The following is a 9,205-nucleotide window of genomic DNA, read 5'->3' as shown; positions in this document are numbered from 1 at the left end:
CTCGTGCACGGCGCCGTCGTCGCCGCGGGCGGCGGGCGCTTGGCCGTCGGCGCGTCGGGGATGTCCTCGTCGCCCAGGTGCACGGGCGGCTCGCGCAGCACGGGCATCATCGCCAGCTTCGGCGCGGGGCCCCGGACGCGGGCGTGAGCGAGTTGCCGCACGCGGGGCAGAAGCGGTTGGTCGCGCTGGTGGACTGGCCACAGCGCGGGCACGACACGCTGGAGGGCTCGCGAACCTGGTGCAGCCCGGGCTCGCCGCTGCCCGCGTCACGCAGCCTCGCGAGCACCGTGTCGCCCACCAGCCGCGTCACCACCGCGGAGACGCCCTCCCCCGGCGCCTCCGGCACTTCATCCAGGTAGGACTGGAGCGCGCGCGCCACTTCGGAGCACCGGGCGAAGCGCTGCGCGGGCGCGCGGTGGAGCATGCGCAGGATGATCTGCTCCAGGAGCGGCGACAGCCCTCCACGAACTGCGAGGGCCGGGGCACCGCCGCCAGCGCGATGCGGCGCATGGCCTCCGCGGGGTTGTCCGTGTCGATGAACGGCCGGCGCGTGCACAGCTCCCACAGCACGACACCGAGCGCGAACTGGTCGCTGGTGCCGGAGACGGGCTCGTTGCGCACCTGCTCCGGTGACATGTAGCGCAGCTTGCCCTTGAGCACGCCCGTGCGCGTGCGGCTGGCGCGGATGGTCGCCTTGGCCACGCCGAAGTCCACCACCTTCGTCAGGCCGTCCAGGCGCACCATGATGTTCTGCGGGCTGATGTCCCGGTGCACCAGCTCCAGCGGCGCGCCCTGGCTGTCACGCGCGTGGTGCGCGTGATCCAACCCCAGCGCCGCGTCGCGGATCATCTGCGCGCAGACGCGGTGGGGCAGCGGCGTGCCGGCCCGCTGCGCCGCCTTCGCCAGGCGGCCCAGGTTCTCGCCCTCGATGTACTCCATGGCGATGTAGAACGTGCCCTGCCACGCGCCGACCTCGTACAGCGAGACGACGTTCGGGTGGTTCAGGTGCGCCGCGACGCGGGCCTCGTCGAGGAACATCTCCACCGAGCCCTCGTGCTCCAGCAGGTCCGGCAGCAGGCTCTTGAGGATGACGGGGCGCTCGAAGCCGCTCACGCCCACCTGACGTGCCAGGAAGATCTCCCCCATGCCCCCCACGGCCACGCGGCGCAGCACCGCGTACCTGCCGAAGATGAGGGAAGACGGGGAAGCACCGGACACCATCGCCCTTGCACGGTACCCAGCGATCCCCATCCCCCGCCAGTCCCCGGCGCCCCGCTTTCACACCGCGAAGCCTTCGCCCTTCACACCGCCGTGTGGGGTCCTGGCGCACCGGGCGTGACGGGTGGGGTCCCGGGCGCCGTTCAGACGTACCAGGTCAGCCGCCCCGCCTGCTCGGAGGACCCCGGCGCGAGGGTCAGCGGCGACACATACAGCCCGCGCCGCTCCCGCTTCCACCAGGCCCCGGTGCGCTGGCGCTCCTCCGGGGACGTCATCCGGTAGTCGTGGAGCACGGCGCGCACCATCCGGGGCGGGCGGTCCGGGAAGGGGTTGGACGCGAACAGCCCCAGCACCTCCGGCGAGCCCTCCAGCAGCCGCTCCAGCAGGGCCAGGAACCACGAGGGCGGCGACCCCAGCGCGGCGAACCACATCTGCCAGTCCAGCCGGGGCTGGTGCGGGGCCACCTGGCGCGGCGGCCGGTCCACCGCGGAGGTCTTGTAGCGGAACGGGTACTCCACCCAGTGCACGCCGTCGTCCGAGCCCTCCACGGTGATCTCCGGCCGGTCCACCGTCATCACCGCGAACAGGCCGTAGGAGTTCACCGAGTGCAGCGGCACCATCCGGTCGTCCAGCCAGTCCACCGCGCGCCCCAACCGCTCCGGGCCGCGCGGCCACCCCCCCATCCGGCGCAGCAGCTCCACCGTGCCCAGCGTGAGCGCCGGCACCGCGGTGACGGCGGACAGCGCCGTGTCCAGGACGGACGGCCGCCGCGCGGGCTCCGCGTCGCGCCACAGCGCTTCCGGCAGCACGCGCCGCAGGGCCGCGTCGTCCAGCAGCCACAGCCCCAGGGCCAGCGACTGGACGTTGAAGAAGCCGTAGTTGCCCGTGGCCATGATGGCCGCCTGCAACGCGGAGAAGACGCCGAAGGCGGCCTGCCGCACGCGCCGGGGACCGAACGCGAGGAAGGGCACCGCCGTCTCCGCCGCCAGCACCGCCGCCGTGCCCGTGTGGCGCACCCGGCGCGGCAGCTGGTGCGCGGCCCAGCCCCCGCGCGTGGGCAGGGGCGCGGTCTCGAAGTACACGTCGCACGCGCTCAGCTCGCGCCACGTCCGGTCGCCCGAGTGGAGCTTGCTCACGCCCGACCCGAAGTAGAGGCGGAACACGAGCATCCGGAAGAGGAACACCTCCAGCGCGGACACGTCCCGCTTCCCCAGCCCGGGCCGCACGCCGCCCGGCGCGGTGAGCGCGCCCAGCAGCCCCATCTCCAGCAGCAGCACGTCCCACTGGAACGACAGGAACTCGCGCCCCAGCGACACGTAGGACAGGTACAGGCCCCACAGCGCGCCCGTGCTCAGGCGCGGGGCCACGTTGAGGAGCAGCGCCAGCGACAGGCCCTGCCCCACGCGGCAGCCGCGCACCAGCGCCGCGTCCGACGCGTCCTTCCAGAACACGGAGGGCCGGCGCCACCGGCCCTGCGCGGCCCAGCGCTCGGACTGCGCCAGGTCGCGGATGGGACGGATGCCCTTCTCCCCGTAGAGCCCCAGCACCTGCTTGCCCAGCGACGTGAACGCGATGAGGAACGTGCCGCCCAACAGCCGCATGAAGGCCCAGCGCACCCACCGGTGCTCCGCGGGCTCCGTCACGCGGCTGAACAACCAGGTGTCCCAGCGCGACGCGCGCCGTCGGTGGTGCGCGATGACCGAGTACACCGCGCCCGCCACCTGCCGCACGCCGGGCAGCAGGCCCAGCCGCGCGGCGACGCGCGTGCTCCACCGGGGGGACCAGGCGAGCATGCGGAAGACGGCCTCCGCGCCGGACGAGCGGCGCCCCGACGGCTCCACCAGCTGCATCGCCCGCCGCATGTCCTCCTTCGGAATGCCCAGGAGCGCGCGCAGCCAGCCGGCCCCCGCGGCGAAGCGCACGCGGCCTGCGGTGTCCTGGCGCCAGCGCGCCACCCAGCGCTTGCAGAAGCCGCAGTCCCCATCGAACAGCACGAGCGGTCGCAGCTCGCGGGTCGTCGCGCCCATCGGGTCTCTCCTTCGTCCAATGACAAAGGTGCGCGCGGCGGGCGGGATGCGAAGGGGGCGACAGGGGTCGCTGGTGGGGCAGGCGGGCAGCGGAGCGCGCCCCCCTGCATCCAGGTCCAGGTGCCTAGCTTTGTCGGCATGAGCGAGCCCAAGGCCCAGGCGAAGAAGACGGAGGAGCTACTCCCCGGCGTGCACCACTGGACCGTCTCCGACGACCGGGTCGGCGGCGGCCGCAGCGACGCCTACGCGGTGGTGGACGACGACGGCACCGTCACCCTCATCGACCCGCTGCCCATCGACGAGAAGGCCCTGCGCAAGCTGGGCGACATCGACGCCATCGTGCTCACCGCGGGCAACCACCAGCGCTCCGCGTGGCGCCTGCGCAAGGCGTTCGGCGTGCCCGTCTGGGCGCCGGAGGGCGCGCGGGGCCTGGAGGAGAAGCCGGACTTCGAATACGTGAACGGCACCACGCTGCCGGGCGGCCTCAGCACCTTCCAGACGCCGGGGCCCACGGAGGCCATGTACACGCTCTGGCTGCAGAAGAGCCCGCACGCGGTGGTCTTCATCTCCGACCTGCTGTCACGCGAAGGCCGGGGCGCGCCCACGTTCGTCCCCAGCGAGTACCAGGACGAACCGCTGCGCACGCGCACCAGCATCCAGCGCATCCTGGACCACCTGCCCTTGCAGACCGTCTGCTTCGCGCACGGCGCGCCCATCCTCAAGGACGGCGCCAGCGCCCTGCGCAAGGCGCTGGAGCAGGACGACGCGTTCCCGCACGCGCCAGCGCCCTGATGCGCCTTCAGCCCGGGGGCAGCTCGCGCACCAGCACGTGGCCGTCGTCCTGGCCGGGCGGCACCAGCTCCAGCCGGGCCCCCGCCTCCGCGCGGTCCAGCAGCGCGCCCAGCGACAGCAGGTCGGTGACGGGGATGCGCGTGGCGAGCGCGGGTGCGTCGCCCCGGAGCATCGCCTGGGCCACGCGGGCCTCGTCGCGCAGGTCCGTCTCGTACACGAAGGTGCGCTCGTCGTAGTCGTGTCCGCCGGGGACGCGCCCCACCAGCCGCATGGGCCCCAGCCGCGAGTGCACGCGCACGGCCGGGTTGTCCCACTGGGTGATGCCGCGCAGCCGCTTCGCGCGCACCATGCCCAGCGTGAGCAGCTTCACCCACGCGGACGCGCCCCGGCCCGGCAGGAAGCTGAACAGCGACACGCCCACGAACAGCCCTGGCGTCAGCGACGGCGCCACGTAGCAGGCCGCGCCAATGGCCAGCTCCTCGTCCGCCAGCAGCAGCCGTTCGCGCGCGGGCGCCTTCAACAGCCGCGCGGGACAGCGCAACAGCCCGATGGCGCCGGGCAGCAGGTACAGGTCCGACAGCACCCAACGCGGCACGCCGATGCCGCCGAACGCGAGCTGGTTGAGCGAGAGGTACTGCCGCGCCAGCTCCGCGTTGTGCTCCGCCAGCAGGTGCGTCACCGGGATGCCGTACGGCGCCAGGTCCAGCGACGGGACGTGCACGCCGGAGCCCAGCGCCTGCAATGACAGCTCCGGCGCCGAGGCGAAGAACGCCTGGGCCAGCGGCGCGAGCTCACCCGCCATCGGCTTCGAGGTCCTTCGCCACGGCGTCCAGCCGGTACTCCGGGGGAAGCGAGACGCGGGAGGCGTCCACCGACGCGCGCGACACGAGGCAGCGCGACGAACCGCCGCCCTTCTCCGTCAGCTCCGGCATCGGCATGGACACCACGCGCATGCCCAGCCGCTCGAAGGTCTCCACGATGTGCGGGGGCATCACCGTGGGCGCGAGCAGGTCCCTGCCCAGGGGCAGCCCGTTCGTCGCGTAGCGGCGGATGTCCGCTTCCGTCACCCGCACCAGCCGGTTCGCGCCGAAGCGCTGCTCCAGGAGCGCCACCGACTCCGGCGCCATCACGTCCGGACACACCACCAGCCGGTCCACCGCGGGCAGGGGCAGCACCGCCATGTTCCCGTGGAACGCGGGCTCGCGCACCTGCACGCGCAGCACCTCGCCGGGGAAGGACTGCTGGGCCGCCTCCAGCCCGTCCAGCGTGGTGCGCCCGCCCCAGAACAGCAGCGTCACGCCGTCGAACGTCGCCACGTCCCCGTGCGCCTCCCAGATGCCCACGCCGGGGTCCACGACCTCCAGGCCCAGGCGCCGGGCCAGCGGCGCCCAGTGGTCGCGCTCCGCGAAGCGGTGCGCGCTCATCATCCGGGGCAGGAGGAACAGCGGGGCCTGGCCCTCGCGCGCCACCACCTGGCCGCACTCGGCCGCGTAGGGCATGCCCGTCAGCGCGTCCGACGGCGAGGGCAGTGCCACCACCGTGCCACCACGGGCTTCGATGTGCCGGGCCAGCGTCAGCCACTCCCGCCGCGCGCCGCGCGCATCCGCCGGAGCAGCGTCCCGGCTGCGGAAGTTGGAGCGGCCTCGCAGCGCCCAGCCCCGGCCCGGGGGCGACATGAGGAAGAGGTCCATCATTCCTCGCTTCTAGCCCTCGGCCCGGGGCGTCACAATGCATCCGGGCCGCGCCCCCCGCCCGCCTGAAGCCCGGCCGTCCACCGCCCCACAGTGCACGCCCGGAAGCAGGCCCGCGGGAACCAGGCGGGGCGCTCCGCCCCGTATCCCGGAGGCAAGGGAGGAAGACATGCGTTGGATTCCACGATGGCGCTCGGGCGGACGGCTGCTGCTGCTCACGGGATGGCTCACCGCCTGCTCGGAGCCGGAGCCCGCTCCGCCCGACGCGGGCACCGGCCCCCTCACGGACGCATGCAACAGCCGCGAGCAAGCGCTCACCCTGTCCGAGTGTGTGCTCCCGCTGGACAACACGCCGCGCCAGGCCTACGTGAGCGCCCGCTACGACTCCGACTGGTACCGCGTGGAGGCCGTCGGCCCCGTGACCCCACCCGCCATCGTGCGGCTGCGCGCGGGCTACGCCGTGCCTGAAACGCCCGTGAACCTGACGGTGGACGCCAACGTCCCCTATACGTCCGCCCGTCCCACCTCGCGCGTCAACCGCCACGACCCGGCGGCGGCGCCCTCCCCCGTGGAGCTGCTGATTCCCTACGCGGAGGAGGTGGACTTCCGGCTGCTGACGCTGCGGGATGACACGACCGCCTTCGACACGCAGTCGCCGTACACCGTCCAGGCGGAGCTGCTCCCCGACCCGGATGGCCATGAGCCCAACAACCTCCCGCCCGCCGCGACCGCCATCTCCCTGACGGCGACGGCGGAGGGCGCGAGCGGCTCCACCACGGGCGTCCTCGCCACCGAAGGGGACGTGGACTGCTTCCAGTTCCAGGTGCCCGCCTCCACGAAGAGCGTCTCCCTCCACCTGACGACGGAGGCGTTCTCGCCGGAGCTGCCCTTCCGCTTCTCCTATTTCCTCCTCGACCCGGAAGGCCGCATCGTCGAGCGCCAGACCGCGTGGGACCCCGCCGCCGCCACCGACCTGCGCGGCACGGCTCCCGCGTCGTCCGAGGGCAGGTGGAGCATCTGGGTGCAGGCCTACAAGGCCCTGGATCAGGACTTCGTCATGCCCGGCGACCTGCGCTCGCGATACACGCTGGAGGTCCGCCTCTCCGACACGGAAGCGCCCGGTGACGCCGGGACCCCACCGGCCCCCTGACGCGGCTCCGTCTCCCTTTCCAAGAGGGCGCAGGCATGCCCGCTCCCTCCCGGTTTTTCGCCCGGAGGGGGTTGCCCCACCGCCCCGCGCGCGTGGCATCCTCCCCCCCTTTTCGGGCACCCACGGGGTTGGGGATTCATGCACTTCGAGCTGGCCTTCGTGCTGCTCTTCTCCATCGCGACGGCGGTGGCGATCGCGGCGCGCTACTTCAAGTTTCCATACACGGTGGCGCTGGTGCTGGCGGGCCTGGGCCTGGGCATCGTGCATGCCTTCGAGCCGCCGCACCTGACCAAGGAGCTGCTGTTCGCGGTCATCCTGCCGGGCCTGCTGTTCGAGGCGGCCTTCCACCTGGACTTCCGCAAGTTCTGGAAGAACAAGCTGGCCATCACCTCGCTGGCCATTCCGGGCCTGGTGTTGGCCATGGGGCTCACGGCGCTGCTCCTGTCCCCGGCGATGCAGTCGATGAACGCCCTGGAGGGCTTCGGCCTCATCTCCGCCATGGTGTTCGCGTCGCTCATCGTGTCCACGGACCCCATCGCGGTGGTGGGCCTGTTCAAGGCGCTGGGCGCGCCCAAGCGGCTGGCCATCCTGGTGGAGGGCGAGAGCCTGCTCAACGACGGCACCTCCGTGGTGCTGTTCACGCTGGTGCTGGGGGTGGCCAGCGGCCAGTCGTTCACCTTGGGCGGCGCGGTGATGGAGTTCCTCATGGTGACGGGCATGGGCACCGCCATCGGCGCGGCGGTGGGCTTCGCCGTGTCCAAGGTCATCATGCGCGTGGAGGACGCGATGGTGGAGATCACCCTCACGGTCATCGCCGCGTACGGGTCCTTCGTGGTGGCGGAGCACTTCCACTACTCAGGCGTCATCGCGACGGTGGTCGCGGGCCTGCTGTGCGGCAACTGGGCGGCGCGCGTGGGCATGGGCCCCACCACGCGCATCGCGGTGGAGAGCTTCTGGGAGTACCTGGCGTTCGCGCTCAACTCGGTGGTGTTCCTGCTCATCGGCCTGGAGGTGCAGCTGTCGTCGCTGCTCGCGTCGTGGCTGCCCATCCTGCTGGCGTACGCGGCGGTGCTGCTGGCCCGCGCGGTGGTCGTCTACAGCGTGTCCGGCCTCCTGCGGCTCACGTCGGAGAAGCTGCCCTGGAAGTGGAGCGCGGTGCTCACCTGGAGCGGCCTGCGAGGCGCGATCTCCATGGTGCTGGTGCTGGGCCTCCCGAACGACTTCGCGCACCGCGAGCTGATGGTGAACATGACGTTCGGCGTGGTGGTGCTGTCCATCATCTTGCAGGGACTCACCATGTCGCCGGTGCTCAAGGCGCTGGGCATCACCGGGCTCAAGGACGTCTACCAGGAGCAGTACGAGCTGGCCCGCGGCAAGCTGGGCGCCATCCACGCGGCGCTCGGGGCGCTGGAGCGCATGCGCCGCGGCCGCGAGATTCCGGTGGAGGTGCTGGAGCCCATGGAGCGCGACTACCAGCAGAAGGCGCAGGCGGTGGAGCTTGAGCTCACCACGCTCAAGCAGCAGTCCAGCCGCTTCCACGAGGAGGAGCAGCAGGAGGCCATCCGCCGCGTCCTCATCGTGGAGAAGGCCGCCCTCTTCAGCGCCTACCAGCAGGGCACGCTCAACAAGGAGGTCTTCGAGCACCTCACCGCGGAGCTGGACGAGCGCATCGCCAGGGCGAAAGACGCGGAGGCCCACGTGCCGGCGGAGGACGCCCGGCCCTCCCCGCCCCAGGCCCTGGCCTCCTGAGCGCCGGAGGGCGGCCGCCTCAGCTCGCGCCGCCCTCCACCCGGGACTGGAGCACCGCGCCCAGCACGTCCGCGGTGTCCTCGCGCAGCCGCGGCAGGTGCGCGTAGAGCACGTCCTCCACCTGGGCCACCGCCTCCTTTGGCGCGCCCGCCTCGCGCAGCCCCGCCAGCACCGCGTAGGCCGCCACCGCCAGCGGCCCACGTAGCCGCGCGACTCCTCCCAGAACTCCTCGAAGCACGGCACGGCCTCTCCCGCCACGACGCGCGCCAGCCGTCCCAGGCACGCCTCCCAGTAGGCGCGGTGCGCGTCCCGGGCCGCGTCGTCCGTGAACGGCCCCTGGCGCAGCTCCAGCCGCGTGCCCCCTTCGCTCGCGTGGAAGGTCAGCTCCGCCCGGGTGCGCCCCGGCGGCACCGGCCCGCCCTCCCAGTCCATCTCCAGCGCCAGGAACCGGCCCGGCTCCACCTCCACGATGCAGCCCACCTGCGCGAACGCCCGGCCCGCCGCGTCCCGCAGGCCCACCCGGTAGGGCTGGCCCAGCGCGCCGGGGTCCGGCGCGTGCGTGCGGTGGCAGCCCGGCG

The 9,205-nt window shown here is 72.9% G+C and carries 9 protein-coding genes and 1 pseudogene; 3 read left to right on the top strand and 7 right to left on the bottom strand.

The window, feature by feature from the left end; genetic code table 11:
• Positions 1-106: 106 nt before the first annotated feature.
• The 3 genes from ACLEQD_RS30060 to ACLEQD_RS30050 all read right to left on the bottom strand — a co-directional run bounded on the left by ACLEQD_RS30060 (position 107) and on the right by ACLEQD_RS30050 (position 3,245).
• The gene (locus tag ACLEQD_RS30060; protein WP_410388791.1) at positions 107-313 is read right to left on the bottom strand and encodes a zinc-ribbon domain-containing protein; all 207 of its coding nucleotides are present in this window, start codon (positions 311-313) and stop codon (positions 107-109) included.
• Positions 307-1,221, bottom strand: a complete 915-nt coding sequence (locus ACLEQD_RS30055; RefSeq protein ID WP_410388789.1) for a serine/threonine-protein kinase — start codon at positions 1,219-1,221, stop codon at positions 307-309. Before ACLEQD_RS30055 ends, ACLEQD_RS30060 begins: the two co-directional genes overlap by 7 nt.
• A 140-nt stretch (positions 1,222-1,361) precedes the next feature.
• On the bottom strand, positions 1,362-3,245 hold the full coding sequence (locus ACLEQD_RS30050; protein ID WP_410388787.1) for a lipase maturation factor family protein: 1,884 nt from the start codon (positions 3,243-3,245) through the stop codon (positions 1,362-1,364).
• Between the two features lie 138 nt (positions 3,246-3,383).
• Here ACLEQD_RS30050 and ACLEQD_RS30045 point away from each other — a divergent pair, with 138 nt between their 5' ends.
• Positions 3,384-4,037, top strand: coding sequence for an MBL fold metallo-hydrolase (locus ACLEQD_RS30045; protein ID WP_410388785.1), 654 nt, complete (start codon positions 3,384-3,386; stop codon positions 4,035-4,037).
• Between the two features lie 7 nt (positions 4,038-4,044).
• On the opposite strand, the gene ACLEQD_RS30040 is transcribed toward ACLEQD_RS30045, so the two are convergent.
• Positions 4,045-4,839 (bottom strand): hypothetical protein, encoded by a 795-nt coding sequence (locus tag ACLEQD_RS30040; RefSeq protein ID WP_410388783.1) that lies wholly within the window; start codon positions 4,837-4,839, stop codon positions 4,045-4,047.
• Positions 4,829-5,731, bottom strand: coding sequence for a dimethylarginine dimethylaminohydrolase family protein (locus ACLEQD_RS30035; protein WP_410388781.1), 903 nt, complete (start codon positions 5,729-5,731; stop codon positions 4,829-4,831). The genes ACLEQD_RS30040 and ACLEQD_RS30035 overlap by 11 nt, the downstream gene beginning before the upstream one ends.
• Before the next feature lie 166 nt (positions 5,732-5,897).
• Here ACLEQD_RS30035 and ACLEQD_RS30030 point away from each other — a divergent pair, with 166 nt between their 5' ends.
• Both ACLEQD_RS30030 and ACLEQD_RS30025 read left to right on the top strand, forming a co-directional pair.
• Positions 5,898-6,878: a hypothetical protein gene (locus ACLEQD_RS30030; protein WP_410388779.1), complete on the top strand. Its 981-nt coding sequence runs from the start codon at positions 5,898-5,900 to the stop codon at positions 6,876-6,878.
• A 138-nt stretch (positions 6,879-7,016) separates the two neighbouring features.
• Complete coding sequence (locus ACLEQD_RS30025) at positions 7,017-8,627, top strand: cation:proton antiporter (protein WP_410388777.1); 1,611 nt, start codon at positions 7,017-7,019, stop codon at positions 8,625-8,627.
• 19 nt (positions 8,628-8,646) lie between these two features.
• On the opposite strand, the gene ACLEQD_RS30020 is transcribed toward ACLEQD_RS30025, so the two are convergent.
• Positions 8,647-8,865, bottom strand: coding sequence for a hypothetical protein (locus tag ACLEQD_RS30020; protein ID WP_410388775.1), 219 nt, complete (start codon positions 8,863-8,865; stop codon positions 8,647-8,649).
• A gap of 77 nt (positions 8,866-8,942) precedes the next feature.
• Positions 8,943-9,107: pseudogene (locus ACLEQD_RS30015) on the bottom strand (SRPBCC family protein); the annotation flags it as partial.
• Positions 9,108-9,205 lie beyond the last annotated feature (98 nt).

It is taken from the genome of Corallococcus sp. 4LFB (assembly GCF_046520365.1).
GTDB lineage: Bacteria > Myxococcota > Myxococcia > Myxococcales > Myxococcaceae > Corallococcus > Corallococcus caeni.
This window is presented reverse-complemented; position numbering and strand designations above follow the sequence as displayed.